Source organism: Geodermatophilus marinus (assembly GCF_003428645.1).
Lineage (GTDB): Bacteria > Actinomycetota > Actinomycetes > Mycobacteriales > Geodermatophilaceae > Geodermatophilus.
Map to the genome: position 1 here is coordinate 21,411 of NZ_QVQH01000006.1, position 25,811 is coordinate 47,221.

Below are 25,811 nucleotides of genomic sequence, written 5' to 3' on the forward strand. Positions count from 1 at the left end.
CCCCTCTGCCCCCCGCCCCTCGCAGGCTCGCGGCCGGCCCCCGCAGCGGGGCCGCCCGGGGCTGACGGGGGCCGTGCGACGGGTGTGACGGCGGGTTCGGCTGGAGTCGGGGGCGCCGGTGCCGACGGGCGCGCGGCCCGCCGATGCCAGGGGGGATGCGCACCTCCCCGACGCCCCGCCGCCGGCGCCCCCTGGGGGCCCTCGTGCTGGCCGCCGCCGTCCCGGTCGTCCTGGCCCCGGCCGGTGCGCGGGCCGACCAGGCCGAGACGGTGGTCGGCGAGGTCGTGCAGGTGTGGGCCGACACGGCCCACGACGCCGACGCCGGGGAGGGCCACGCGCACGCCGCCGAGACGCCGCTGACCTGGGTCGCGACCGAGGACGGCGGCGCGGTCCGGCTGCCCGGCGAGGCCGCCGGGCAGCTCCCGGTCGGCGCCACGGTCGCGGTCAGCGTGGGCGGGGAGGTCGCCGACGAGGCGGCCGGCGACGGCTACGAGCCGGCGCGCGACCTGCTGGCCGCCGACGTGCTGGCGGCCGCCCCGGAGGCCCCGGTCCGCACGGCCGCGGTGACCAACGAGGTGACCGTGGTGCGGGCCGTGCCGCCCGGCGGCGCGGCCGACGCCACCACGGTCCGCGAGCTGGTCGACGCGGTCGACGGCCCGGTCGCCGAGTTCTGGGCCGGCGAGACCGGCGGGGCCCTGCGCTTCGGGGTCACCGCCGCCGTCGCGGACTGGGTCCACACCAGAGCCGGCTGCGCCAGCCCGACCGCGCTGTGGGACGAGGTCGCCGCGGCCGTCGGCTTCTCCGCCGCGCCCGGCCGGCACCTGCTGGTCCACCTCGGCGGCGCGGCCGCGGCCGGCTGCAGCTGGGCCATGGCCGAGGTGGGTGCGGGGCCGGCGGCCGGTGGCCGGCTCTACATCAGCGAGGTGCTGCCCTCGGTCATCGCCCACGAGCTCGGCCACAACCTCGGCCTCGGGCACTCCTCGGCCCGGCAGTGCGACGGCGAGGTGGAGGCCGGCTCGTGCCGCACCGCGGCCTACCGCGACTACTACGACGTCATGGGCGCCTCGTGGAGCCGGCTCGGCTCGCTCAACGCCGTCCAGGCCGCCGCCCTGGGGGTGCTGCCGGACGCGGCGGTCGCCGCGGTCACCGGGGCCTCCTCCACCACGCTCACCCTCGCGCCGTGGTCCGGGGAGTCGGGCACGCGGGCCGCGCGGCTCACCGACCCGGAGGGCGTCACGTACTGGCTGGAGCACCGCGCGGCGACCGGCCGGGACGCGTGGCTCGGGACCCCGGCGGACCCGTTCGGCCTCCAGCCCGGCGTCCTGCTGCGCCGCGCGGGCCCGATGCCCGACACCTCGCTGCTGCTCGACGGCACCCCGTCGGCCGCCACCGGGTGGGACGCCGACCTGCACACCGCCCTCCCCGTGGGGGTTCCGGTGCCGGTCTCCGGCGGCGACCTCACCGTGACGGTGCAGGAGGTCGACGCCGCCGGGGCCACGGTCACCGTGACCGGCGCCCCCGTCGCCGACCCGACCACCCCGCTGCCGGAACCGGCGCCGGCCGGCCCCTCCGTGCTGGCCGCGGTCCCCGACGCGGTGGCGGCACCGGCCGCGCCCGGCGGGGGGACCGCACCCGCGGCCGGGCCGGGGCCGGCCGCGGGCACGGCCGCCGGGTCGGCCGAGGACCCCGCCGCCGGGGCGGCGGAGGACCCCGCCACCGGGGCGGCGGAGGACCGGGCCGGCGTGGACGCGGTGGCGGCCGGGGTGGCCGCCCGCGGGCCCGTGCCGGTGGAGCCGGCCGCCCTCGCCGACCCGGCGGGCGGGACCGGCCGGACGGCCCTGCTCGCCGCGGTATCGGCGCTGGCCGGCGCAGCGGTGCTGTCCGCGGTGCTCCGCACGGCCCGTCGGCGGCGCTGAGTCACAGCAAGGTCACTGCCCGTGTGTCGGACCGGCTGGATCCGGAAGTGCGGGGAGAGGGTGGCGCGGGAGCCGAGACGGGGGGCGGAGCGGTGCGGTCGTGCGGTCGACGGGGGCTGTCCGTCGGGCGGGGCGTGCTGGTCGTGGTGCTGTGCGCACTGGCGCTGAGCGGGCTGGCGGCGGTGCGCGCGGCGCCCGCGGCGGCCGGTGACCTCCCCCGCGTGGCGTGGCAGGGGGCCAACCCGTACGTGTTCGCCATCGGCGACTCGCTGCTCGAGCAGTGCCGCCAGGACTTCGGCATGGGCTGGCGCTCCCTCGGCTACATCGCCTGGCCGGGTGCGACCGCCGGGGACATGCGCGGGAGGCTGGACGGCACGGGGTCGGGCTGGCCGCGCTGGACGGTCACCGAGTCCTCCGTCGAGGAGGAGCGGCTCTGGTTCCGCGACGCCGGGTCGCTGGTCCTCGCGCTCGGCACCAACGATGTCAAGTTCGTCTCGGTGGCCGAGTGGCGGGACAACGTCGACTGGTTCATGCAGCAGTCGCGGGGCCGGCCGGTGCAGTGGTTCACCATCCACAACCCGCCCCACCAGGGCATGGTCGACGCGTTCAACCTGGAGCTGCGGCTGGCGACCGACCGCTGGCCCAACCTCAAGCTCATCGACTGGGAGGCCTTCTCGCGGGCCGACCCCGGCGTCCTGCTCTCCGACGGCGTGCACCTGGCCACCTACCGCGAGGGGTGCCAGATGGCCCGCAACCGGTTGATCCAGACCGGCGCGCCGGCCGTGCCCGGGAGCACGGCCCCGGTGGGCTGGTGGTACGAGGACACGCGCCGGACCGGCCCGGTCCGGCTCGACGGCTGGGGCGCCGGGCGCGTACCGCACCCGCAGGCGCCGGTGGCGGTCAACGTGCGCGTCGACTGGCGGCACCACGCCCGCGTGCCGGTGGACCGGCCCAGCGCCGACATCTGGGCGCAGACGGCGTCCGGCCGGGCCTTCAGCCACACCATCGGCGCCGAGCACCGCGGGCGCGTCGTGTGCCTCGACCTCGTGGACAGCCGGGGCCAGTTCACCGCGCTGGGGTGCCGCTGGGTCTGAGGAGGCCCGGCCGGCGGGGGTGCGGGGCGCGCCCCGGACTGCCGATGACGCAGCAGCCCCTTCGCACAGGAGTCCGCGTGCCCTTCCCCCGTCGCTCCCGCCCGCACCGCGCCCGGGCAGTGCTCGCCGTCCCGGCGGCCGTCCTGCTCGTGCTCACCGCACCGGCCACGGCGTCCGCCGGGGACGAGACCCCCGCGCCCACGGCCCCGCCCTCGTCCGCCCCGGCGGAGGAGGCCGCGACCGGCGGCGGGGACGCCGGGGACCCCACCGGGGCCACGACCCCCTCGTCCGCCGCGCCCGCGCCCACGGAGGCCCCGGGCGCCGCCGACCCCGCGCCCACCGCGGACCCCGCGCCCACCGCGGACCCCGCCCCGGCCGCGGACCCCGCCCCGGCCGCGGACCCCACCCCGACCGCCGGGGTGACCGAGGCCGGCGGTCCCGCCGGGACGCCGACCGTGCCGAGCGCGCCGGGGACGACGGTCGTGGGCGAGCTGGTCGTGGCCTGGCCCGAGCACGAGGACCCCGACGAGGCCCGCGAGCACGCCCACGAGGGGCCGCTCACCTGGGTCGAGACGCCCGCGGGTGCCAGCGTGCGGCTCCCGGTCGACGACCTCGCCGGCTTCGTCGGGGAGGAGGCCACCGCGGCGGCGGAGACCGGGCCCGCGCTGCCGGCCGGGGCCACCGTCGAGGTGGTGCTCGGCCGGGAGGTGACCGACGAGCCGGCCCGGGAGGACGGGCTGGCCCCGGCCCGGGACGTCCTGGCCGCCGAGGTCGTGCAGGAGGCGGAGCCGGCGCCGCAGGAGCCGGTGCTGCCCGCCGCCACCGTCACCAACGAGGTGACAGTGGCGATGGTCGTGCCGGCCGGGGGCCAGCAGGACGCCATGACGCTGGACCGGGTGGTGGCCGCCGTCGACGGGCCCGTGGCCGACTTCTGGGCCGAGCAGAGCAGCGGGGCGATCCGGCTCGGGGTCACCGCCCAGCACACCTGGCGGGAGGCCGACGCCGGGTGCTCGACGCCGTCCGCGCTGTGGGCCGAGGTCGCCGCCGCCGTCGGCTTCACCGAGGGCCCCGGCAAGCACCTGCTGCTCTACGTCAGCAGCACCCCGGCCACCCAGTCCAGCTGCGCCTACGGTCTGGCCACCGTCGGGAGCTCGCCGGCCTCGGGCGGCCGCCTCTACGTGCGGGGAACGGGCACCTCCGTGCTCGCCCACGAGTTCGGCCACAACTTCGGGCTCGGGCACTCCTCGGCCCTGCAGTGCGACGCCGCGGTCGAGAGCGGCCGGTGCGAGCTGCAGGGTTACCGCGACCTCTGGGACGTCATGGGCGTCTCCTGGGACGAGCTCGGCTCGCTCAACGCCGCGCAGGCCGCGCGGCTCGGGCTCCTGCCGGCCGAGGCCCAGCAGTCCCTCGCGGTCCCCTCCTCGCCGGTCGCGCTGACCCTGGCCCCGCTGGCCGGGGGCACGGGGACCCGCGCCGTGCGGCTGACCGACGAGAAGGGCGTGGCCTACTGGCTGGAGCACCGGGCGCCCACCGGCCGGGACGCCTGGCTGGCCACCGCCGCCAACCGCTACGGCCTCGACTCCGGGGTGCAGCTGCGGCGCGCGGCCGGTCAGCCGGACACCTCGGTCCTGCTCGACGGCACGCCGTCGGCCTACGCCGGGTGGACGGGGGACACGCGCGTCGCCCTGCCGGTCGGCCGCGCGGTGGACGTCTCCGGCGGCGACCTGCGGATCACCGTCGAGGGCGTGTCGGCCGCCGGGGCCCGGGTGCGCATCACCCGCGGGGTGCCCCCGACGGTCCCGGCCACGGCGATCAGCACCGCCTACGACCGCTCCGGGGGGCCGGACGGCCCGCTCGGGTACCCGACGTCCGCGGAGAGCTGCGGGCTGGCCGGTGACGGCTGCCGCCGCACGTTCGAGCGCGGCGCGATCTTCTGGTCACCGCGCACCGGGGCGCGACTGGTGCACGGCGCGATCCACGACGAGTGGAAGCGCCGCGGCGCCCACCGCAGCGCCGTGGGCTACCCCGTGACCGACACGCTGTGCGGGCTGGTCGCCGACGGCTGCTACCAGGGCTTCCAGAAAGGGTGGTTCTTCACGAGCAGGGACACCGCGCCGGCGGTCGTCCTGGGCGGCATCCGGGAGCGGTGGCAGGCCCTGCGCTCGGAGAACGGGGTTCTGGGCTACCCGACGGGTGACGAGCGCTGCGGCCTGGCCGGCGGGGGCTGCTGGCAGAGCTTCACCGGCGGCGCACTGGTCTGGTCCCCGGCGACCGGGGCGCGCGTCGTGCGCGCGGGCATCCTGCCCCGCTGGACGAGCTCCCGGACCGCGGCCGCCGGCTACCCGGTGAGCGACACGATGTGCGGGTTGCCCGACCGGGGGTGCTACCAGGTCTTCCAGGGCGGCTCGCTGTACGCCAGCGCCGGGTCCGCGGCCAGCGTCGTGCGCGGCGGCATCCGGGAGCACTGGCAGCGCACCGGGTCCGAGTACGGGCCGCTGGGCTACCCGGCCGGCGACGAGCGGTGCGGGCTGCGCGGCGGAGGCTGCCGGCAGCAGTTCACCGGCGGGGCGGTCGTCTGGTCGCCGGTGCTCGGCGCCCGGGCCCTGCGCGGCGGGGTCCTCACCCACTGGGACGCCACCGGCGGCCTGGCCGGCGTCGGCCACCCGCTCACCGACACCACCTGCGGCCTGCGCGACGGCGGGTGCTACCAACTCTTCGAGCGGGGCTCGATCTACGACAGCGCCCGCACCCCGCCGGCCGTCGTCCGCGGCGCCGTCCGCGCGCGCTGGGAGGCGGCGCGGCTGGAGAACGGGCCGCTGGGCTACCCGACGGGTGACGAGCGGTGCGGGCTGCGCGGCGGGGGCTGCCTGCAGGACTTCAGCGGCGGCACGGTCGCCTGGTCACCGGCGGCCGGGGCGCACTCGGTCACCGGGGAGATCCGGTCCTCCTGGCTGGCGGCCGGCGGCCAGGACGGGAGCCTGGCCTACCCGGTCGGGCAGCCGTTCCGCTCGGGGGACGACGTCGTCGTCCAGCACTTCCAGGGCGGCACCCTCACCTGGTCGCTGGGGGAGGGGCTGGTCCGCCGCACCTGACGGGCGGGGGCGCGGGGGACGGCGGTGCGGTGACGCCGTCCCCCGCGCCGGTCAGCCCTCGTCGCCGATGGTGCAGATGACCGCGCCGCTGCCGACGGTGGCGCCGACCTCGGCGGACAGCCCGGTCACCGTCCCGGCCTTGTGCGCGGTGATGGGCTGCTCCATCTTCATCGCCTCGAGCACGACCACGAGGTCGCCGGCCTCGACGCTGGCGCCGTCCTCGACGGCGACCTTGACGATGGTGCCCTGCATCGGGGAGGTCAACGCGTCGCCGGAGGCCGCCGAGCCGCCGTGGCCGCCGCCGCGCCTGCGCGCCGTGGCGCCGCCCGCACCGGCCGGGGCGCCGCCGGCGGCCAGCCCGGCCGGCAGCGAGACCTCCAGCCGCCGCCCGCCGACCTCGACGACCACGGTCTGCCGCGGCTCCTCCTCCGCGCCCTCGGCCGGGACGGCGACCCAGGGCTCGACCCGGTTGTCCCACTCGGTCTCGATCCACCGGGTGTGCACCGTGAACGGCTCGGTGGTGAAGGCGTCGTCCCGGACGACGGCGCGGTGGAACGGCACGACCGTGGGCATGCCCTCCACCACCAGCTCGTCCAGGGCGCGGCGGGCCCGCTGCAGCGCCTCGGTGCGGGTGGCGCCGGTGACGATCAGCTTGGCCAGCATCGAGTCGAAGGCCCCGGCGACCTCGCCGCCGGTCTCGACGCCGGAGTCCCAGCGCACGCCCGGGCCCTGGGGGATCTCCAGCCGGGTGACCGGGCCGGGGGCGGGCATGAAGTTGCGGCCGGCGTCCTCGGCGTTGATCCGGAACTCGATGCTGTGCCCGCGCGGGGTCGGGTCCTCGGTGATCTCCAGCGGCAGGCCCTCGGCGATGCGGAACTGCTGGCGGACCAGGTCGATGCCGCTGGTCTCCTCGGAGACGGGGTGCTCGACCTGCAGCCGGGTGTTGACCTCGAGGAAGGAGATCGACCCGTCGGTGCCGACGAGGTACTCGACCGTGCCGGCGCCGTGGTAGCCGGCCTCGGCGCAGATCGCCTTGGCCGAGGAGTGGATGCGGGCCCGCTGCTCGTCGGTCAGGAAGGGGGCGGGGGCCTCCTCGACCAGCTTCTGGTTGCGCCGCTGCAGCGAGCAGTCGCGGGTGCCGACGACGACCACGGTGCCGTGCGTGTCGGCCAGCACCTGCGCCTCGACGTGCCGCGGCTTGTCCAGGAACCGCTCGACGAAGCACTCGCCGCGGCCGAAGGCCGACACCGCCTCGCGCACCGCGGAGTCGAACAGCTCGGGGATCTCCTCCAGCGTGCGGGCCACCTTCAGCCCGCGCCCGCCGCCGCCGAACGCGGCCTTGATCGCGACGGGCAGGCCGTGCTCCCGGGCGAAGGCGACGACCTCGTCGGCGCCGGAGACCGGGTCGGTGGTGCCCGGCACCAGCGGGGCGCCGGCGCGGGTGGCGATGTGCCGGGCGGCGACCTTGTCGCCGAGGTCGATGATCGACTGCGGCGAGGGGCCGATCCAGGTCAGCCCGGCGTCGATGACCGCCTGGGCGAACCCGGCGTTCTCGGACAGGAAGCCGTAGCCGGGGTGGACGGCGTCGGCGCCGGACCGCTTCGCGGCGTCGAGGACCTTGTCGATCACCAGGTAGGAGTCGCCGGGCGTCGTCCCGCCGAGCGCGAAGGCCTCGTCGGCGGCCCGGACGTGCAGCGCGTCCCGGTCCGGCTCGGCGTAGACGGCGACGCTGGTCAGCCCGGCGTCCCGGCACGCGCGGGCGACCCGCACGGCGATCTCTCCGCGGTTGGCGATGAGGACCTTCTGCACCACGCCTCCTCTGTGGGGAACCGATCGGAGGGTAGTGCGTGCCGCCCGGGCGGCCCTCGCGGTGTCCGTGGCCGGGGGGTGTCGACCGGGGGGCCGGGGCGCCGGCCGGCCGCTAGCCTTCCGCCATGCTGGCCGCCCACCGGTTCCTGCTCACCCGCCTCCCCGGGGTGTACTTCCACCTCCGCAACGTCGGCCGGAAGGTGGTCGGCACGCGCCGGAACCAGCGCCGCCTGTTCGCCGAGCTGGTGCGGCCCGGGGACCTGGTCTTCGACGTCGGGGCCAACATCGGCGAGTTCACCGGCGCGTTCCGCGACCTCGGGGCGCGGGTGGTCGCCGTCGAGCCGCAGCCCCGGCTGGGGGACCACCTGCGCCGGCGCTTCGGCTCCGACCCGGACGTCACCGTGGTCGCGACGGCGGTCTCCGACCACCCGGGCGAGGCCACGCTGTACTGCACGACGGCCGACGCCCTGGCCACGCTGGAGGAGGCGCGGGCGGAGGGCGCCGGCGGACCCGGTGCGGAGCTGGAGTGGAACGACACCATCGTCGTCCCGCTGCAGACGCTGGACGCCCTCGTGGCCGAGCACGGCACCCCGGTCCTGGTGAAGATCGACGTCGAGGGCCACGAGCACGGTGTCGTCCGGGGGCTGGCCTCGGCCCGCCCGAGCGTCTTCTTCGAGGTCAACCGGCCGGGGGCGTTCGACGTGCTCGAGACCCTGGCGGCACGGGGGTACGGCGAGTTCTACGTCCGGGTGGCCGAGCGCCCCGACTGGGTGTCCCGCCGGCCCATGACCGCGGCGGAGGCCACCGACTGGCTGCGGGCGTCCACCGACGACTGCGACTGCCTGGCGCTCGCGCCGGGGGCCGGCCCCGACCGCCGTCCGGCGCCGGCTGCCGGCTGACACGAACCCCGGCTCGGCATCGTCGTCCCCCTCCAGGACATCCCTGCCGCCGGAACGGCCGGCAGGGGGACGGCGAAGCCCCGGGGCGGCCGGCTACCGGCGCCAGAGGTCGGTGAGGGAGAGCCCGCGCTTGGCCAGCTGGGTGCGCAGGGTCGCCAGGGACAGCCCCACCACGGCGGCCGGGTCGCCGTCCACCCGCCGCACGAAGGGCGCGCCGAGCCCGTCGAGGGTGAAGGCCCCGGCGACGGCCAGCGGCTCCCCGGTGGCCAGGTAGGCCTCGAGCTCCCGCGGTGTCGGCTGGGCGAAGTGCACGGTCGTGGAGACGACGGCGACGTCGCGGCTGACCACCCTGCCGTCCTGGACGTCGAACAGCGCCTGCCCGGTGTGCAGCACCCCGCTGCGGCCGCCCATCCGCTGCCACCGGTCCCGGGCCTCCTGCACGTCCGCCGGCTTGCCCATCGGCCGGCCGCGGAACTCCAGCAGCGAGTCGGCGCCGACGACCAGCGCGTCGGTCTCCCGCGCGGCCACGGCCCCCGCCTTGGCGGCCGCGAGCAGGGCCACCTGTTCGCCGACCCGGGGTGCGCGGACGGCGGACTCGTCGACCTCGCTGACCACCACCTCGGGTGCCAGGCCGGCCTGCCGCAGAAGGGCCAGGCGGGCCGGGGACGCCGAGCCCAGGACCAGCCGGCGGACCCCGCTCACGCGTTCCACCCGGAGGCCCGCCAGCCGCCCGGGCCGGCGTGCAGGGCCCGCCGGTGGGCGTGCCCCGCCCAGCCCCACGCCCCGACCGGTGCCGGGCGGCGGCGCGGGCGGGGACGGGCGAGCGCGGCGAGGACGACGGTGAGGGCGGCGAGCTCCTCCGCCGAGGGTTCCCCGCGGAGGACCCGCAGGAGCGGGCGCTGCGGTGCGCTGTCGTTCATCGGTGCCAATCGTTCGGGACGAGCCGCGGGAGCGGTCGTGAGGAGCGGGGGCCCGGAGGGTCCCCCGACGAACGACGTGCAGCGGCTCCGCGCACGCCGGGGACGCTCCCTGGCCGCGGTGGTCGTCCGGAGGACGACGATGTCACAGCGGGATGTTGCCGTGCTTCTTCGGCGGCAGGGTCTGGCGCTTGTTGGCCAGCAGCCGCAGGGCCTTGGTGATCTCGACCCGGGTCTCCGAGGGGCGGATCACCTGGTCGACGTAGCCGCGGTCGGCGGCGATGTAGGGGGACAGCAGGGCGTCCTCGTACTCGGTGATCAGCTCGGCGCGGCGGGCCTCGGGGTCGGCGGCGTCGGCGAGCTCGCGCCGGTAGAGGATGTTCACCGCGCCCTGCGCGCCCATGACGGCGATCTGCGCGGTTGGCCAGGCCAGGTTGAGGTCGGCACCCAGGTGCTTGGAGCCCATGACGTCGTAGGCGCCGCCGTAGGCCTTGCGGGTGATCACGGTGATCTTGGGGACCGTGGCCTCGCCGTAGGCGTAGATCAGCTTGGCGCCGCGGCGGATGATGCCGTCCCACTCCTGCTGCGTGCCGGGCAGGAAGCCGGGCACGTCGACGAAGGTCAGCACCGGGACGTTGAACGCGTCGCAGGTGCGCACGAAGCGGGCGGCCTTCTCGGAGGCGTCGATGTCCAGGGTGCCGGCGAACTGCGTGGGCTGGTTGGCGACCACGCCCACCGGCCGGCCCTCGACCCGGCCGAAGCCGACCACGATGTTGGGCGCGAACAGCGCCTGCACCTCGAGGAACTCGCCGTCGTCGAGGACGTGCTCGATCACGGTGCGCATGTCGTAGGGGGTGTTGGCCGAGTCCGGGATGAACGCGTCGAGCTCGGCGTCGGTGTCGGTCAGCGCCCCGGGCAGCGCGGTGGCGGCCGGGGCCTGCTCCACGGCCGGCAGCGGGTCGAGGTTGTTGGACGGCAGGTAGGACAGCAGCGCCTTGACGTAGTCCAGCGCGTCGGCCTCGTCGGCGGCCAGGTAGTGCGCGACGCCGGACTTGGTGTTGTGCGTGCGCGCCCCGCCGAGCTCCTCGAGGGTGACGTCCTCACCGGTGACCGTCTTCACCACGTCGGGGCCGGTGATGAACATCTGGCTGGTCTCGTCGACCATCACCACGAAGTCGGTGAGCGCCGGGGAGTACACGTGCCCGCCCGCGGCCGCGCCCATGACCAGCGAGATCTGCGGGATCACCCCGGAGGCCAGCACGTTGCGCTGGAAGATCTCCCCGTAGAGGCCGAGGGAGACCACCCCCTCCTGGATCCGCGCGCCGCCGCCCTCGTTGATGCCGATGACCGGGCAGCCGTTGCGCATCGCCAGGTCCAGCACCTTGACGATCTTCTCGCCGTAGACCTCGCCGAGGCTGCCGCCGAACACGGTGACGTCCTGGGAGAAGACGCAGACCGGGCGGCCGTCGACGGTGCCGTAGCCGGTGACCACGCCGTCGCCGAACGGCCGCCGGTCGGCCATGCCGAAGTTGGTGGAGCGGTGCCGGGCGAACTCGTCGAGCTCGGTGAACGAGCCCGGGTCCAGCAGCGCCTCGATCCGCTCGCGGGCGGTCATCTTCCCGGCGGCGTGCTGCTTGGCCACCGCCCGCTCGGAGCCGGCGTGCGTGGCCTCCTCGACCCGCCGCTCGAAGTCGGCGAGCTTGCCCGCGGTGGTGTGGATGTCGATGTCGTCGGGGACGTGGTCGCCCGCGCTCTCGAGTTCGGCCGCGCTCACGGGTGGGTCCTCCTCGCTGGCGCTCGTGGGGCCGCGAATCGCGGCACTGACGTCCGGGGGTGAGCTCGCCAGCCGGCTCACGGGTTCCGTAGCGTAGGGGAGTGCCGGAAGCGACGCCGTCCCCCTCGGCAGGTCCCGCCCGCCCGCCGCTCGACGGGCCGGCCCTCGCGGCGGAGCTGACCGGCGGCAGCCGGCTGTGGCGCTCGCTGGAGGTCACCGAGGAGATCGGGTCCACCAACGCCGAGCTGCTCGCCGCCGCGGCCGACGACGCCGAGGAGGGCGCGGCCCTGGTGGCCGAGCACCAGGCGGCCGGCCGCGGGCGGCTGGACCGGGTCTGGGTGTCCCCGCCGCGTGCCGGGCTGACCGTCTCGGTGCTCCTGCGCCCCGACGTGCCGGCGGCCCGGCGCGGGTGGTTGCCCCTGCTCACCGGGGTCGCCCTCGCCGAGGCGGTGACCGGGTCGACGCCGGTCCGGGCCTCGCTCAAGTGGCCCAACGACCTGCTCGACGCCGACGGGGCGAAGCTGGCCGGGATCCTCGCCGAGGCCGCCTCCGGCGCGGTCGTGGTCGGGGTGGGGCTCAACGTCTCCACGCAGGCCGGCGAGCTGCCCGAGGGCGGGACGTCGCTGGCGCTGGCCGGTGCGGGGCCGGTCGACCGCGGCGCGCTGCTGCTGGCCTTCCTTCGCGGGCTGGAGCGCCGCTACCTCGACTGGGTCGCCGCGCTCGGCGACCCGGTGGGCACCGGGCTGGCCCGCGACTACCTGGCCTGGTGCTCGACCGTCGGCGCCGAGGTGGAGGTCACCCTGCCCGACGGCTCGGCGCGCGCGGGCACGGCGGAGTCGGTCGACTGGGACGGCCGGCTGGTGGTCCGGGGCCCGGAGGGGACCGTGGCGCTGGCCAGCGGCGACGTCCGCCACGTGCGGACACGCGCGCCCGGCTCCTGACCCCGGGGCCGGCGCCGGGCGATCCTGTCGGGCGTGCCCTACCCCGACAAGCTGCTGGCCGACGACGAGGAGGTCGTCCGGCACCTGCACCCGCACTGGTCCACCGTGGCCCGTCCGCTGGCCCTCCTCTTCCTCGTCGTGGGCGGGGCCTCGTACGCGGCCGCGCTCGTCCCGGCCGGCGACGCCCAGGGCGCGACCCGGCTGGTCCTGCTCGGCGTCGCCGCCGCCCTCGTGGCCGTGTTCGTGGCCGGCCCGCTGCTGCGCCGGCGGTGCACGCACTACGTGATCACCACCCACCGGCTGCTGTTCCGGGAGGGCGTGCTGTCCCGGCACGGCCGGGACATCGGCCTGTCCCGGATCACCGACGTCTCCTACCGGCAGACGCTGTGGGAGCGGGTGCTGGGCTCCGGCACGCTCACGATCGAGTCGACCGGCGACGCCGGGCCGACCGTCCTGCACCGCATCCCGGACAGCGACGGCGTCGCGCAGCTGCTCGCGCACGTGGTCGAGGAGGACGCCGACCGGCGGGCGTGGCCCGGCGCCGGGCACCCGACCGCCCGCCTCTGACGCGCGCCGTGACGGATCCGTCACGGCGTGCCTGGCCGGTTCTGTCGCACCCCCGACCTACCTTCTGCGCCCATGCGGCTGCTGCACACCTCCGACTGGCACATCGGCCGCACGCTGCACGGGGCCGACCTGCTGGCCGAGCAGGAGGCGGTCCTCGGCTCGCTGGCCGACGTCGTCGCCGCCGAGTCGGTCGACGCGGTCCTCGTCGCCGGTGACGTCTACGACCGCGCGGTGCCCTCCGCCGACGCCACCGGCGTCCTGGACCGGGTCGTCGGGCGGCTGCTGGCCGCCGGCGCGGCCGTCGTCCTCACCCCGGGCAACCACGACTCGGCCCGCAGGCTCGGCACTTTCTCCGGGCTGCTGGCCGCGGCCGGGCTGCACGTCCGGGCCGACACCCGGCGGCTGGACGAGCCGGTGCTCCTGGCCGACGAGCACGGCCCGGTGGCCGTCTACGGGGTGCCGTACCTGGAGCCCGAGCTCGCCCGGCACGAGCTCGGCGGGGGTGGGCGGGAGAGCGGTCCGCGCAGCCACGAGGCGGTGCTGGCCGAGGCGGTGCGGCGGGTCCGGGCCGACCTCGCGGGGCGGCCCGGCGCGCGCTCGGTCCTCATGGCGCACGCGTTCGTCGGCGGCGGCGTCCCCAGCGACAGCGAGCGCGACATCTGCGTCGGCGGGGTCGACCTCGTGCCGGCCGGCGTCCTCGACGGGGTCGACTACGTCGCCCTGGGCCACCTGCACCGGCCGCAGACCCTCACCCCCCGGCTGCGCTACAGCGGCTCGCCGCTGGCGTACTCCTTCGGCGAGGCGGGCCAGGACAAGCAGGCCTGGCTGGTCGACCTCGACGCCGGCGGGCTGGCCGGCGTCCGGGCCGTGCCGCTGCCGGCGCCGCGCCCGCTCACGGTGCTCACCGGCGCGCTCGAGGAGCTGCTCGCCGACCCCGCGCACGCCGCGGTGACCGGGCACTTCGTCTCGGCGCGGCTCACCGACCCGGTGCGGCCCGTCGACCCGATGCGCCGGCTGCGCACCCGGTTCCCGCACTGCGTGCACCTCGAGTGGACCGGTGGCGGGGCCCGCGACGGCCGCAGCTACCGGGAACGCCTGCACGGCCGGGGCGACCTCGAGGTGGCCGGCGAGTTCGTCGGCCACGTCCGGGAGGGGGTGGGCGCCACGGCCGGCGAGCGGGAGCTGCTCGCGCGGGCGCTCGGGGCGGCCGGCCGCGAGGAGCGCGCCCGGTGAGGCTGCACCGGCTCAGCATCAGCGCCTTCGGCCCCTTCGCGGGCACCGAGACCGTCGACGTCGACGCCGTCGCCCGCGACGGGCTGTTCCTGCTCTGGGGGCCCACGGGCGCGGGGAAGACGACGGTGCTCGACGCGGTGGTCTTCGCCCTCTACGGCACCGTGCCCGGCGCCCGGGGCGAGGAGAAGCGGCTGCGCAGCGACCACGCCGGCGCGGGAACCCGCACCGAGGTCAGCTGTGAGCTCACCCTCGCCGGCGAGCGGCTGCTCGTGGTGCGCCGGCCGGAGCAGACCCGGCCCAAGAAGCGCGGCACGGGCGAGACCACCGAGCAGGCGCGGCTGACCGTCGCGCGCCTGCGGGACGGCGGCTGGGAACCGGTCAGCACCCGCATCGACGAGGGGTCGGAGTACCTGCGGCAGCGCCTGGGCCTGTCGGCCGAGCAGTTCTGCCAGGTCGTGCTGCTCCCGCAGGGCGACTTCGCGCGGTTCCTGCGGGCCGAGCCCGAGGACCGCTCCCGCCTGCTGCGCACCCTCTTCGACGTCGACCGCTTCGCCCGGGCCGAGGAGTGGCTGGCCGGCGAGCGGAGGGCGGCCGAGGAGTCGGTGCGCGCCGACCGGCACCGGATCAGCACGCTGCTGCACCGGGTCGCGCAGATCGCCGACGAGGAGGTCCCCGAGGCCCTCGCGCCGGAGCTCGTCGGCGCCCGGTCCGGGGCCGGTGTCGACGGCTGGGTGGCGGGCGTGCGCGCCCGTGCCGCGGCCGAGCTGACCCGGGCGGGGGAGGCGGCCGGGGCGGCCGGCGCGCGCGCCGCGCAGGCCGACGCCGCCCTCGCCGCCGCCCGGTCGCTGGCCGACCGCCACGCCCGCCGGGGACGCGCCCGCGCCCGGCTCGCCGAGCTGGCCACCGAGGCCGAGCAGCTGGCCCCGCAGCGCCGGCGGGCCGATGCCGGCCGGCGGGCCGAGGCCCTGCGGGACGTGCTCGAGGCCGCCGGCCGCGCCGCCCTCGACGCCGAGGCCGCGACCCGCGCCCGCGAGGCGGCCACCGGGGCCTGGGCGCAGCTCGGCGGGGGGCGGGTCGCCGAGGCCGACCTCGCGCGCGCCCTCCGCGACGAGTCCGCCGCCGCCCGCGCCCTCCTCCCCGACGTCGACCGCGCCGACCGGCTCGCCCGGGAGGTGGACCGGCTCGCCGCGGTGGTGGGGGACCTGACCGGGCGGTGCGCCACCGGGGCGGCCGAGGCCGACGCGTGGCCCGGGCGGGTGGCGGCCGCGCAGGAACGGGCCGGGGCCGCCGCCGCGGGGGCCGCCCGGCTGCCGGGGCTGGTCGCCGCCGAGGAGGCCGCCCGTGCCGCGCTGACCGCCGCCGTCCGGGCCGAGGAGGTGGCCGGGGCGCTGCCCGCCGCGCAGGCGGCGGCCGCCGGCGCCCGCGAGGCCTGGCTCACCCGCCGCGAGCGGCTGGTGGAGGTGCGCACGGCCCGGCTCGACGGCATGGCCGCCGAGCTCGCCGCCGGGCTCGCCGACGGTGCGGCCTGCCCCGTCTGCGGGGCGACCGAGCACCCCGCGCCGGCCCGGCCGGCCGGCCGGCCCGTGTCGGCCGAGGACGAGGAGCGGGCCCGCGGGTCGGTGGACGCCGCCGAGGGGACCGCCGCGGCCGCCCGGCACCGGCTCGAGGAGCTGGAGCGCGACCTCGCCGTCCTCCGGGCCCGTGCCGGTGACGGGTCCGTGCCCGAGCTGCGGGCGCGGGCCGAGCGCGCCACCACCGAGCGGGCCGAGGTCGCGGTGCTCGCCGCGGACGCCGAGCCCGCCCGCCGGGGGCTCGCCGACCTGGAGCGGCGGCGCGCGGCCGCCGCGGCCGCGCTGGCCGCCGGCCGGGAGGAGTTGCAGCGCGCCGGTGCCGAGCACGCCGCCCGGTCCGACGAGCTGCGGGAGCTGACCGACCGGCTCGAGGCCGCCCGCGGCGAGGACCCCCACCTGCGCGCCCGCGTGGCCCGGCTGACCCGCGCCGCGGAGCGCTGCGAGGCGGCCGTCGCGGCCGCGGCCGACGAGCAGCGCGCCCGGGCCGCGGCCGACACCGCCCGGCGCACCGCGGCGGAGCGGGCGGCCGCGGCCGGCTTCCCCGACGTGCTCGACGCCTCGGCGGCCCTGCTCCCCGACGGCGCGCTGGCCGCGCTCGACCGGCGCATCCGCGAGCACGAGGCCGCCCGGGCCGCCGCGGCCGCCGCCCTGGCCGACCCCGAGCTCGCCGACCTCCCCGACCCGCCGGACGTGACCGCGGGCGAGCGGCGCTGCGCCGAGGCGACCGCCGAGCGCGAGGCGGCCGTGGCCGCCCTCGAGCAGGCCCGGCGGCGCACCGGGGCCCTGGACCGGCTCGCGGGGGACGTCGTCGCCGCCGAGATCGAGCTCGCCGACCGGCTGGCCGCCGCCGGCCGGGTCACCGCCCTCGCCGACCTCGTGGCCGGCCGGGGCGCCAACACGCTGCGGATGCGGCTGCAGTCCTTCGTGCTCGCCGCCCGGCTGGAGCAGGTGGCCGAGGTCGCCAGCCGGCGGCTGCAGGAGATGTCCGGGGGCCGCTACACCTTCCTGCACAGCGACGCCGCGGCTCGCCACGGCGCCCGCAGCGGTCTCGGCCTCGACGTCCTCGACGAGTACACCGGCACCCGCCGGCCCACCAAGACGCTCTCCGGAGGAGAGAGCTTCATGGCCTCGCTCGCCCTGGCGCTGGGCCTGGCCGACGTGGTCACGGCGGAGGCGGGCGGCGTGCAGGTGGACACCCTCTTCGTCGACGAGGGCTTCGGCACGCTCGACGCCCAGGCGCTCGACGCGGTGATGACGGTGCTCGACGAGCTGCGCCGCGGCGGGCGCACCGTGGGGGTGATCAGCCACCTGGAGGAGCTGCGCACCCGCATCCCGACCCGGCTGGAGGTGGTGGCCGGCCGGCACGGGTCCCGGCTGGCCGGCTGACGCGGGCCCCGGGCGGGCCGGCCGGGTGACGCGGGCCGGCGGGTCAGCCGGCGGGGGCGGGGGCCGCCTCCCGGGCCGGCGCAGCCGCCGGCAGCGCCCGGGCGGGGAACACCCAGCGCCGGTAGGCCAGGAACCGGATGACCGTGCCCAGCGCGATGGAGCCCACGTTGGCCACCTGGAGCACCAGGGCGGCCTCCTGGCCCAGCGGGTACCGCACGAGGGCCACGATCGCCAGGCCCAGCAGGAGCGTCGCCCCGTTGACCAGCGCGAAGAGCAGGGACTCCCGGCGCAGGCCGGTCCGGGACCGGTGGGAGAACGACCAGAACCGGTGCCCGAGGAAGGCCACCGTGGTGCTCACGAGGGTGCTGGTCAGCTTGGCCGTCACCGCCCCCACGCCGGCGGTCGCGTAGAGGACCTGGAAGAGCACCAGGTCGCAGGCGAACGCCGCTGCGCCCACCACCCCGAACGCCGAGACCTCCTTGAGCAGGAGCCGCCACGTCGAGCGCAGGCGCTGACGGAGGGCGGGGGGCGGGGACACCCCGGCGAGTCTAGGGAGCCGGACGCGCTTCCGGTGTCGCCGCGGTGCGGCCGGGACGCACGGGGCGCCGGCGGTGGCCGGGACCACGGGGGAGCGGTGCGCGGGGCGGCGCTAGCCTCGCGGTCACCATGGCAGCAGCTCTCGACCCCGCGACCGGGCTGCCGGTGGTCGCGATGGTGGGCGGCGGGCAGCTGGCCCGCATGACCCACCAGGCGGCCATCGCCCTCGGTCAGTCCCTCCGCGTCCTGTCCACCGGGCCGGCGGAGTCCGCCGCGCTCGTCGCCGCCGACGTCCGGCTCGGTGACCACCGCGACCTCGCCGCGCTGACCTCGCTGGCCGCGGGGGCGACCGTGGTCACCTTCGACCACGAGCACGTCCCCACCGAGCACCTGCACGCGCTGGAGCAGGCCGGGCACCGGGTCGCGCCCGGGCCGCGGGCGCTGGTGCACGCCCAGGACAAGCTGGTGCTGCGCCGGGCCCTCGCCGAGGCCGGCGAGCCGCAGCCGGCGTGGGCCGAGGTCCGCTCGGCCGGCGACGTGGAGCGGTTCGCCGCCGGCACCGGGTGGCCGGTCGTCGTCAAGACGCCCCGCGGCGGCTACGACGGCAAGGGCGTCTTCGTGGCCTCCGACGCCGCGGAGGTCGCCGACCTGCTCGCCGCGCACGGCACCCTCCTGGTCGAGGAGCGGGTGCCGCTGGTCCGGGAGCTCGCGGCCGTCGTCGCCCGGTCGCCCTACGGGCAGGTCGCCGCCTGGCCGGTCGTGGAGACCGTCCAGCGCGACGGCGTGTGCCACGAGGTGCTCGCCCCCGCGCCCGGCCTGGACGACGAGCGCGCGACCGCCGCGCAGGAGCTGGCGATCCGCATCGCCGAGCGCACCGGCGTGGTGGGCCTGCTCGCCGTCGAGCTCTTCGAGACCGCCCACGGCGTGCTGGTCAACGAGCTGGCCATGCGCCCGCACAACTCGGCGCACTGGACGATCGAGGGCTCGCGCACCAGCCAGTTCGAGCAGCACCTGCGCGCGGTGCTCGACTACCCCCTGGGCGCCACCGCGATGACCGCCCCGGTGGTGGTGATGGCCAACGTGCTGGGCGGGCGCGCCGCCGCGCCCGGCTGGACCGGCCCCGGCCTCGACGAGCGGGTGCACCACCTCATGGCCCACTGGCCGGACGTCAAGCTGCACTGGTACGGCAAGGGGCAGCGGCCGGGCCGCAAGCTCGCCCACGTGACCGCGCTCGGCGACGACCTCGCCGCGGTGCGGGCCCGGGCCGCCGCCGCCGCGCGCTACCTCGCCGACGGTGAGATCGACCCCGCCTTCGCCTTCGCCCCCGAGGAGGACCCCCGTGGCTGACCCGCGCGGCGACGGCCCCCTGGTCGGCATCGTCATGGGCAGCGACTCGGACTGGCCGGTGATGGAGCCGGCCGCGGCCGCGCTGGCCGAGTTCGGCGTGCCCCACGAGGTGCACGTCGTCTCGGCCCACCGCACGCCGCGGCGGATGCTGGACTACGCCGAGGCCGCCGCCGGGCGGGGGCTGCGGGTCGTCATCGCCGGGGCCGGGGGCGCCGCCCACCTGCCCGGTATGGTCGCCGCGGCCACGCCCCTGCCGGTGATCGGCGTCCCGCGGCCGCTGGACCGCCTCGACGGCCTGGACAGCCTGCTGTCGATCGTGCAGATGCCGGCCGGCGTGCCGGTGGCCACGGTCTCGATCGGCGGCGGCCGCAACGCCGGGCTGCTCGCCGTCCGCATCCTCGCCGCGGCCGACCCGGGGTTGCGGTCCGCGGTCGAGCGCTTCCAGGCCGACCTGGCCGACTCCGTCGTCGCCCGCGACGCGGCGCTGCAGGAGCGGCTCGCTTCACCCTGACGTCCGGTGCGTCCTAGCATCTACCCGTGAGTAGCACTGGGCTGTACGCGCTGACCGAGGAGCACGACGAGATCCGGGCGGCGGTCCGGGGCCTCGCCGAGAAGGAGATCGCCCCGCACGCCGCCGAGGTGGACGCCGAGTCGCGCTACCCGATCGAGGCGCAGAAGGTGCTCACGGCGGCCGGGTTCCACGCCACGCACATCCCCGAGGCCTACGGCGGGGAGGGCGCCGACCCGATCGCGACCTGCATCGTGATCGAGGAGGTCGCCCGCGTCGACGTCTCGGCCTCGCTCATCCCGGCGGTGAACAAGCTCGGGTCGATGCCGATCATCCTGTCGGCGTCGGAGGAGCTCAAGCACAAGGTGCTGCCGTCGATCGCCTCGGGTGAGGCGATGATCAGCTACGGGCTGTCCGAGCGGGAGGCCGGCTCGGACGCCGCGGCGATGAGGACCCGGGCCCGGCTCGAGGGCGACTCGTGGGTGCTCAACGGCACGAAGGCCTGGATCACCAACTCCGGGGTCTCGTCCTGGTACACGGTCATGGCCGTCACCGACCCGGAGAAGGGGGCGAACGGGATCTCGGCGTTCGTCGTCCACCGCGACGACCCGGGCTTCGCCGTCGGCCCCAAGGAACGCAAGATGGGCATCAAGGGCTCGCCCACCTGCGAGCTGTACTTCACCGACTGCACCATCCCGGCCGACCGGATCATCGGCGAGCCGGGCACCGGCTTCAAGACCGCGCTGCGCACGCTCGACTTCACCCGGCCGACCATCGGCGCCCAGGCCGTCGGCATCGCGCAGGGCGCGCTGGACGCCGCCGTGGAGTACACCCGCGAGCGCAAGCAGTTCGGCAAGGCGGTCAGCGACTTCCAGGGCGTGCAGTTCATGCTCGCCGACATGGCCATGCAGATCGAGGCCGCCCGGCACCTGGTCTACGTCGCGGCCGCCCGCGGCGAGAACGGCGGCCCGGACCTCGGCCGGCTGTGCGCGGCGGCCAAGGCCTTCGCCTCCGACGTCGCGATGAAGGTGACCACCGACGCCGTGCAGCTCTTCGGCGGGGCCGGCTACACGCAGGACTTCCCGGTCGAGCGGATGATGCGCGACGCCAAGATCACCCAGATCTACGAGGGCACCAACCAGGTCCAGCGCATGGTGATCGCACGGAGCCTCCTGAAGTAGCGCGTCGACCGGCGCCCCTGCCGGGCCGGAGTCGTCCGGGTGGTCGAGTGCGAGCACCAGGTCGCCGAGGACCCGCTCGGCGACCTGCCCGGCGGGAGCGCGCCCGCCCACACCCCCGTACCGCGTCCCCGGAGGTCCCGTGCGTCGTCTGCTCGTCATCGGCATCGGGGCCGGTGACCCGGACTTCGTCACCGTCGGCGCGGTCGCGGCGCTCAACGAGGTCGACGTCTTCCTCGTCCTCGACAAGGGGCCGGCCACCGCCGACCTCACCGCGGCCCGGCGGGCGGTCTGCGAGCGCTTCATCACCCACGACCGGTGGCGGCTGGTGGAGCTCTCCGACCCCGAGCGGGACCGCCGGACGCCGGCCTACGTGCGCGCCGTCGACGACTGGCGGGACGAGCGGGCCGCGCTGCTCGAGCAGGCGCTCACCGAGGAGGTCCCCGACGGCGGCACCGCGGGGTTCCTGGTGTGGGGGGACCCGTCGCTCTACGACGGCACGCTGCGGGTGATCGGGACGATCGCCCGGCACGGCTCCCTGGACCTCGAGTGGGAGGTGATCCCCGGCATCACCAGCGTCCAGGCGCTCACCGCCCGCCACCGCGTCCTGCTCAACCGGGTGGCCGGCGCGGTGCACCTCACGACCGGCCGGCGGCTGGCGCAGGGCCTGCCCGACAACGCCGACGACGTCGTGGTCATGCTCGACGCCGACCTCGCCTGCCGGGCCTACGCCGACCAGGACCTCGACATCTACTGGGGCGCCTACCTCGGTACCGAGGACGAGATCCTGGTCTCGGGGAAGCTCGCCGACGTCGTCGACGAGATCGCCGAGAAGCGCGCGGCGGCCCGGGCGCGCAAGGGCTGGATCATGGACACCTACCTGCTGCGCCGTCCCGGCGCGGAGGCCTGAGCCAGCCGGGTGGTGCACCCGCCGGCACCGGCGGCCGTCCGTGGGGGCAGCGCCCCGGTCCCCGCCGCGCGGGCGCACGGCAGCGCGAGGGTCCCCGGCCGCCACCGCCCGCCCGCCGGCCGGCAGGAGCCCCCCGCCGCACACGTGCCGGGCCGGCGCAGGGGCGTCGGGGGAACCGCCGCCGTCCCGCGCCCGGCGGCCGCGCGTCCGGCCGCGCGGACCCGCTGCCGGCGCCGCAGCGCGCGGGTCAGCACGCCGTGCTGCGGGGAGAGCAGCAGGGCGAGCACGAAGCAGCAGGTGGCGACCACGCCCATCGCCCCGCCGATCGAGGCGTCCAGCGCGACCGCGCCGGCGTAGCCGCTGACCGCGGCCACCCACCCCACGGCCACCGAGACGGCGATCATGACCCCCAGCCGGTCGGTGAGCAGGTGCGCCGTGGCCGCCGGGACGACGAGCAGGGCGATGACGACGATGGCCCCGACCGCTTCGAAGGCGGTCACCGCGGTGGCGGCCACGGCGGTGAGCAGCACCCGCGCGACCACGGTCGGGTCGACGCCGGTGGTGCGGGCGAAGCCGGGGTCGAACGTGGCGACCTTGACCTGCTTCCAGAACGCGACCAGCAGCAGCAGGTCGACCAGCGCCACCGCCCCGATGGCCACCACCGACTGGGGGACCGCCACGGCGCCGAGCACCAGCGTCCGGAACGGCACGAACGCGATCTGCCCGTAGATCGTCGAGTCCAGGTCGAGGTGGATGTCGGCGGCCCAGCGGTCCACGCCGAGCAGGCCGAGGGAGAACAGCGCCGGGAAGACCAGCGCGATCGCGGCGTCGGCCCGCACCAGCCCGGTGGAGCGCAGCGCTTCCAGGGCGAGGACGCAGACGACGCCGAACGCGGCCGCGCCGACGATCACCGGCAGCGTCGCCCGGGTCCCGAGGACCAGGTGCACGAGCACGATGCCGGGCAGCACCGAGTGCGACACCGCGTCCCCGACGAGCGCCTCGCGCCGCAGGACCAGGAGCGGGCCGAGCAGCCCGCAGGCGGTCGCCGTCAGGCCCGCGGTCAGGACGATCGCGACGGCGGGGCTCACCGGGCACCTCCCGCGACCGCCGGGGCCGTCCCGCCCAGCGCCCGCAACCGCTCGACCGCCTCGGCGCCCAGGCTCCCGGCCAGGTCGTCGGGATCCGGCTCCCGGGCGTCGCCGACCGCCACCTCTGCACCGTGCTCGAGCCAGGCCCACCACAGCTCGCGGCGGGCGAGCACGGCGGTCGCGGCCCCCTGCCCGGCGGCGGTGAGCGACCAGCCCGCGCCGGTGGCGCGCACGAGCCCGTCGCGGCGCAACCGGCGCAGCGTCCGGCGCACGGCCCGCGAGGGCCGGCCGGCGCCGAGGGCGGACGCGGCGACCGGCGCCGGCCCGGCGGCCGCGACGTCGACGAGCACGCCCTCGCGCTGCCGCCGCCGGCGATCGCGGCGCAGGCGGCGGGCGTGCCAGAGCACGCCCCGCCCGGGGGCGAGGGACAGCGCGAGCAGCACGACGCCGGCCCCCAGCAGGACGACGACCGGCCCGGTGGGCGTCCGCGTCGCGGTCGACAGCAGCGAGCCGGCGGTCCCCACGGCGGCTCCGACGACGCCCGCGACGACGAGCATCGTGGCCAGCCGGCCGGTGACCTGCCGCGCGGCCACGGCCGGGACGACGATCATCGCCACCATGAGGATGGCGCCGACCGTCCGCAGCCCGACGACGACCGCGACGACCAGGAGCACCGTCGAGACCAGTTCGAGCAGCCGGATCGGCAGGCCCGTCGACCGGGCGAAGGCGGCGTCGAACAGCACCACCGTGAGCGGCCGGTGCAGCAGCGCGAGCACCACGACCGTGCCGGCGGCGAGGGCGGCGAAGAGCGTGACGTCGGCCTGCACCAGCCCCGCGGCCTGGCCGAACAGGTAGTCCTGCAGCCCGGCCTGGCCGGCGTCGCCGGTGGCGGCGATGTGGGTCAGCAGCACGATGCCCAGCGAGAACGAGCCGGAGAGCACGACGCCGATGGCGGTGTCGGGGCGGACCCGGCTGCTGCGCTCGAGGGCCAGCACCAGGACCGCCGCGAGGGTGCCGGCGACCGCCGCGCCGACGAGCAGCGACACGGTGTCCTTGACCCCGGCGAGCAGGAAGGCGACGGCCACCCCGGGGAGGGCGGCGTGGGACAGCGCGTCGCCGACGAGGGTGCGGCGGCGCAGCACGGCGAGCACCCCCACCAGGCCGGCCAGGAGCCCGAGCACGGCGGCACCGGTGGCCACCACGGCATCGGTGTAGGGCAGCGGCAGCGCGTCGATCAGCGCGTCCACGCCGGCTCCTCCTCCCGGCCCGCGGCACCGCCGGGGACGCCGGCGGCGCCGTAGGCGCGGCGCAGGTTGGCCGGGGTCAGCGCCTCGGCCACCGGGCCGCAGGCCACGGCCCGCACGTTGAGCAGGAGGGCGTGGTCGAAGCGGGCCCGGACCGTGCCGAGGTCGTGGTGGACGACCACGACGGACCGCCCCTCGTCGCGCACCGCGGTGAGCACGTCGAGCAACGCGGCCTCGGTGCGGGCGTCGACGCCGGCGAAGGGCTCGTCCATGACGAGCAGGGGCGCCTGCTGGGCCAGCGCGCGGGCGAGGAAGACGCGCTGCCGCTGGCCGCCGGACAGCTGGCTGATCTGGCGGCCGGCGAAGGCGGTCATGCCCACCCGGTCGAGGCTCTCGTCGACGACCGGTCGCTCGCTGCGGCGGACCCGCCGGAACCAGCCGGCCGCCCGGTAGCGGCCCATCTCGACGACCTCGCGGACGGTGATCGGGAAGTCCCAGTCGACCGCGTCCCGCTGCGGGACGTAGGCGACCCGGTCCAGCGCCGCCCGGGCGGGACGCCCCTCGACCAGCGTCCGGCCGGAGTCGGCCGGGAGCAGCCCGAGCGCGGCCTGCAGCAGGGTGGACTTGCCGGCCCCGTTGGGGCCGACGACGGCCGACAGGGTCCCGGCGGGGACGGTGGCGTCGACGTCGGCGAGCACCGGCCGGCGGCCGTAGCTGACCGTCAGCCCCCGCACCTCCAGGGCCGGGGGGCGCGCGTCCGCGGCGCTCACCGGGTCAGCCCCTCGACGATCAGCTGCGCGTTGTGCCGCACCGCCCCCGCGTAGTAGCCGGTCGCCGTCCCCGGGTCGCCGAGCGCGTCGCCGAACAGCTCACCGCCCACCTCGGTCGGCCTGCCCTGCCGCTCGGCGGCGGCCAGCACGGCCGAGATCGTCTGCGGCGGCACGCTGGACTCCAGGAACACCGCGCCGAGGTCGGCCGCGGCGACGGTGCGGGCGACCCGCTCGACGTCGGCGGTGGTCGCCTCCGCCGCGGTCGACCTGCCCTGCACGGCGGCGACCTCCAGGCCGTAGGCGCGCGCCAGGTAGGAGAAGGCGTCGTGCGAGGTGACCAGCACGCGGGAACGCTCCGGCACCTGCGCCACCAGCGCCTCGACCTCGGCCTCGAGCGCCTCGAGCTCCGCGGTGGCGTCGGCCAGGTTCGCCGCGTAGACGTCGGCCGAGCCGGGGTCGAGCTCGGTCAGCCCGTCGGCGACGGCGCCGGCCGCGAGCGCCCACAGGTCCGGGTCGAACCAGATGTGCGGGTCGTGCTCGCCCCCGCCCACCGCGATCAGCTGCTCGTCGGGGACGGCGTCCCCGACGGCGACCACGGGCACCGTCCGGCCGATGCCGGCGAAGACCTCGTCGAGCTTCCCCTCGAGCTCCAGCCCGTTCCACACGACGATGTCCGACCCGGCCAGGGTCCCGACGTCGCCGGCGCCGGCCTCGTACAGGTGCGGGTCCACGCCCGGGCCCATGATCCCGGTGACCTCGACGCGGGCCCCGCCGATCCACCGGACGAGGTCGGTGTGCCAGTTGGTCGTGGTGGTGACCTGGATCGGCCGGGAGCCGATGTCGCCGGTGCCGGCCCGGGCGTCGGCGGCCGCGCAGCCGGCCAGCAGGAGGGCGGCGAGGGGGAGGAGCGCGGGCAGGGTCCCGGGGTGCCGCGGTGGCGGGTCGGGACGTCGTCGTCCGAAGAGGGTCACGGGTGCCTCCGGTGGCGCTCGGCAGCTCAGGTGTGCCTGTCCTTCCCGCTGCCGGTGGC

At 77.4% G+C, this 25,811-nt stretch carries 21 protein-coding genes; 12 read left to right on the forward strand and 9 right to left on the reverse strand.

Annotated elements, in window-relative coordinates; all coding sequences use genetic code 11:
* The first annotated feature begins 155 nt into the window (after positions 1-155).
* The 3 genes from D0Z06_RS08655 to D0Z06_RS08665 all read left to right on the forward strand — a co-directional run bounded on the left by D0Z06_RS08655 (position 156) and on the right by D0Z06_RS08665 (position 6,102).
* Positions 156-1,916, forward strand: a complete 1,761-nt coding sequence (locus D0Z06_RS08655) for a reprolysin-like metallopeptidase (RefSeq protein ID WP_158579921.1) — start codon at positions 156-158, stop codon at positions 1,914-1,916.
* 134 nt (positions 1,917-2,050) lie between these two features.
* Positions 2,051-3,010: an SGNH/GDSL hydrolase family protein gene (locus D0Z06_RS08660; protein WP_117376981.1), complete on the forward strand. Its 960-nt coding sequence runs from the start codon at positions 2,051-2,053 to the stop codon at positions 3,008-3,010.
* Between the two features lie 77 nt (positions 3,011-3,087).
* Positions 3,088-6,102: a hypothetical protein gene (locus tag D0Z06_RS08665; RefSeq protein ID WP_117376982.1), complete on the forward strand. Its 3,015-nt coding sequence runs from the start codon at positions 3,088-3,090 to the stop codon at positions 6,100-6,102.
* Positions 6,103-6,153: 51 nt separating this feature from the next.
* Here the strand turns inward: D0Z06_RS08665 and D0Z06_RS08670 are convergent, their stop codons facing one another.
* The gene (locus D0Z06_RS08670) at positions 6,154-7,911 is read right to left on the reverse strand and encodes an acetyl/propionyl/methylcrotonyl-CoA carboxylase subunit alpha (RefSeq protein WP_117377141.1); all 1,758 of its coding nucleotides are present in this window, start codon (positions 7,909-7,911) and stop codon (positions 6,154-6,156) included.
* A gap of 125 nt (positions 7,912-8,036) precedes the next feature.
* Here D0Z06_RS08670 and D0Z06_RS08675 point away from each other — a divergent pair, with 125 nt between their 5' ends.
* Positions 8,037-8,810 carry an FkbM family methyltransferase gene (locus D0Z06_RS08675; protein ID WP_117376983.1) on the forward strand — a complete coding sequence of 258 codons (774 nt, stop codon included), beginning with the start codon at positions 8,037-8,039 and terminating at the stop codon, positions 8,808-8,810.
* Between the two features lie 93 nt (positions 8,811-8,903).
* On the opposite strand, the gene D0Z06_RS08680 is transcribed toward D0Z06_RS08675, so the two are convergent.
* The 3 genes from D0Z06_RS08680 to D0Z06_RS08690 all read right to left on the reverse strand — a co-directional run bounded on the left by D0Z06_RS08680 (position 8,904) and on the right by D0Z06_RS08690 (position 11,501).
* Entirely contained in the window at positions 8,904-9,512 is a 609-nt protein-coding gene (locus D0Z06_RS08680) for a Maf family protein (protein ID WP_117376984.1), read from the reverse strand.
* On the reverse strand, positions 9,509-9,730 hold the full coding sequence (locus D0Z06_RS26905; RefSeq protein ID WP_117376985.1) for an acyl-CoA carboxylase subunit epsilon: 222 nt from the start codon (positions 9,728-9,730) through the stop codon (positions 9,509-9,511). The genes D0Z06_RS08680 and D0Z06_RS26905 overlap by 4 nt, the downstream gene beginning before the upstream one ends.
* Positions 9,731-9,872: 142 nt before the next feature.
* A complete protein-coding gene (locus D0Z06_RS08690; protein ID WP_117376986.1) occupies positions 9,873-11,501 on the reverse strand; it encodes an acyl-CoA carboxylase subunit beta in 1,629 nt (542 codons plus the stop codon).
* A gap of 101 nt (positions 11,502-11,602) precedes the next feature.
* Between D0Z06_RS08690 and D0Z06_RS08695 the strand changes: the two genes are divergently transcribed.
* The 4 genes from D0Z06_RS08695 (at position 11,603) to D0Z06_RS26910 (ending at position 17,199) form a co-directional block, all read left to right on the forward strand.
* Positions 11,603-12,442, forward strand: coding sequence for a biotin--[acetyl-CoA-carboxylase] ligase (locus D0Z06_RS08695; protein WP_117376987.1), 840 nt, complete (start codon positions 11,603-11,605; stop codon positions 12,440-12,442).
* A gap of 33 nt (positions 12,443-12,475) precedes the next feature.
* The gene (locus D0Z06_RS08700) at positions 12,476-13,009 is read left to right on the forward strand and encodes a PH domain-containing protein (RefSeq protein ID WP_117376988.1); all 534 of its coding nucleotides are present in this window, start codon (positions 12,476-12,478) and stop codon (positions 13,007-13,009) included.
* A gap of 72 nt (positions 13,010-13,081) precedes the next feature.
* Positions 13,082-14,242, forward strand: a complete 1,161-nt coding sequence (locus D0Z06_RS08705) for an exonuclease SbcCD subunit D (protein WP_117376989.1) — start codon at positions 13,082-13,084, stop codon at positions 14,240-14,242.
* Positions 14,239-17,199 carry an AAA family ATPase gene (locus D0Z06_RS26910; RefSeq protein WP_117376990.1) on the forward strand — a complete coding sequence of 987 codons (2,961 nt, stop codon included), beginning with the start codon at positions 14,239-14,241 and terminating at the stop codon, positions 17,197-17,199. The genes D0Z06_RS08705 and D0Z06_RS26910 overlap by 4 nt, the downstream gene beginning before the upstream one ends.
* 43 nt (positions 17,200-17,242) lie before the next feature.
* Here D0Z06_RS26910 and D0Z06_RS26240 read toward each other — a convergent pair whose 3' ends face one another.
* A complete protein-coding gene (locus D0Z06_RS26240; RefSeq protein WP_117376991.1) occupies positions 17,243-17,737 on the reverse strand; it encodes a GtrA family protein in 495 nt (164 codons plus the stop codon).
* A 128-nt stretch (positions 17,738-17,865) separates the two neighbouring features.
* Between D0Z06_RS26240 and D0Z06_RS08720 the strand changes: the two genes are divergently transcribed.
* The 4 genes from D0Z06_RS08720 (at position 17,866) to cobF (ending at position 21,679) form a co-directional block, all read left to right on the forward strand.
* The gene (locus D0Z06_RS08720) at positions 17,866-19,083 is read left to right on the forward strand and encodes a 5-(carboxyamino)imidazole ribonucleotide synthase (RefSeq protein WP_117376992.1); all 1,218 of its coding nucleotides are present in this window, start codon (positions 17,866-17,868) and stop codon (positions 19,081-19,083) included.
* Positions 19,076-19,594 (forward strand): 5-(carboxyamino)imidazole ribonucleotide mutase, encoded by a 519-nt coding sequence (gene purE / locus D0Z06_RS08725; protein ID WP_233517542.1) that lies wholly within the window; start codon positions 19,076-19,078, stop codon positions 19,592-19,594. The genes D0Z06_RS08720 and purE overlap by 8 nt, the downstream gene beginning before the upstream one ends.
* Before the next feature lie 26 nt (positions 19,595-19,620).
* Positions 19,621-20,772 carry an acyl-CoA dehydrogenase gene (locus D0Z06_RS08730; protein ID WP_117376993.1) on the forward strand — a complete coding sequence of 384 codons (1,152 nt, stop codon included), beginning with the start codon at positions 19,621-19,623 and terminating at the stop codon, positions 20,770-20,772.
* Positions 20,773-20,911: 139 nt separating this feature from the next.
* On the forward strand, positions 20,912-21,679 hold the full coding sequence (cobF, locus tag D0Z06_RS08735) for a precorrin-6A synthase (deacetylating) (RefSeq protein WP_117376994.1): 768 nt from the start codon (positions 20,912-20,914) through the stop codon (positions 21,677-21,679).
* Here the strand turns inward: cobF and D0Z06_RS08740 are convergent.
* From D0Z06_RS08740 to D0Z06_RS08755, 4 genes are read right to left on the reverse strand one after another with little or no spacing between them, the layout of a single operon-like run.
* Positions 21,646-22,767, reverse strand: coding sequence for a metal ABC transporter permease (locus D0Z06_RS08740; protein WP_199522211.1), 1,122 nt, complete (start codon positions 22,765-22,767; stop codon positions 21,646-21,648). The genes cobF and D0Z06_RS08740 overlap by 34 nt on opposite strands.
* The gene (locus D0Z06_RS08745) at positions 22,764-24,014 is read right to left on the reverse strand and encodes a metal ABC transporter permease (protein ID WP_199522212.1); all 1,251 of its coding nucleotides are present in this window, start codon (positions 24,012-24,014) and stop codon (positions 22,764-22,766) included. The genes D0Z06_RS08740 and D0Z06_RS08745 overlap by 4 nt, the downstream gene beginning before the upstream one ends.
* Entirely contained in the window at positions 24,002-24,781 is a 780-nt protein-coding gene (locus tag D0Z06_RS08750) for a metal ABC transporter ATP-binding protein (protein ID WP_117376995.1), read from the reverse strand. Before D0Z06_RS08750 ends, D0Z06_RS08745 begins: the two co-directional genes overlap by 13 nt.
* Positions 24,778-25,752, reverse strand: a complete 975-nt coding sequence (locus tag D0Z06_RS08755; RefSeq protein ID WP_199522213.1) for a metal ABC transporter solute-binding protein, Zn/Mn family — start codon at positions 25,750-25,752, stop codon at positions 24,778-24,780. The genes D0Z06_RS08750 and D0Z06_RS08755 overlap by 4 nt, the downstream gene beginning before the upstream one ends.
* Positions 25,753-25,811: the final 59 nt, after the last annotated feature.

Bases quoted from the DNA above. Each gene is read 5' to 3' on its own strand.
- D0Z06_RS08655 (WP_158579921.1), top strand. From the start codon at position 156: ATGCGCACCTCCCCGACGCCCCGCCGCCGGCGCCCCCTGGGGGCCCTC.
- D0Z06_RS08675 (WP_117376983.1), top strand. From the start codon at position 8,037: ATGCTGGCCGCCCACCGGTTCCTGCTCACCCGCCTCCCCGGGGTGTAC.
- D0Z06_RS26905 (WP_117376985.1), bottom strand. From the start codon at position 9,730: ATGAACGACAGCGCACCGCAGCGCCCGCTCCTGCGGGTCCTCCGCGGG.
- D0Z06_RS08705 (WP_117376989.1), top strand. From the start codon at position 13,082: ATGCGGCTGCTGCACACCTCCGACTGGCACATCGGCCGCACGCTGCAC.
- D0Z06_RS08720 (WP_117376992.1), top strand. From the start codon at position 17,866: ATGGCAGCAGCTCTCGACCCCGCGACCGGGCTGCCGGTGGTCGCGATG.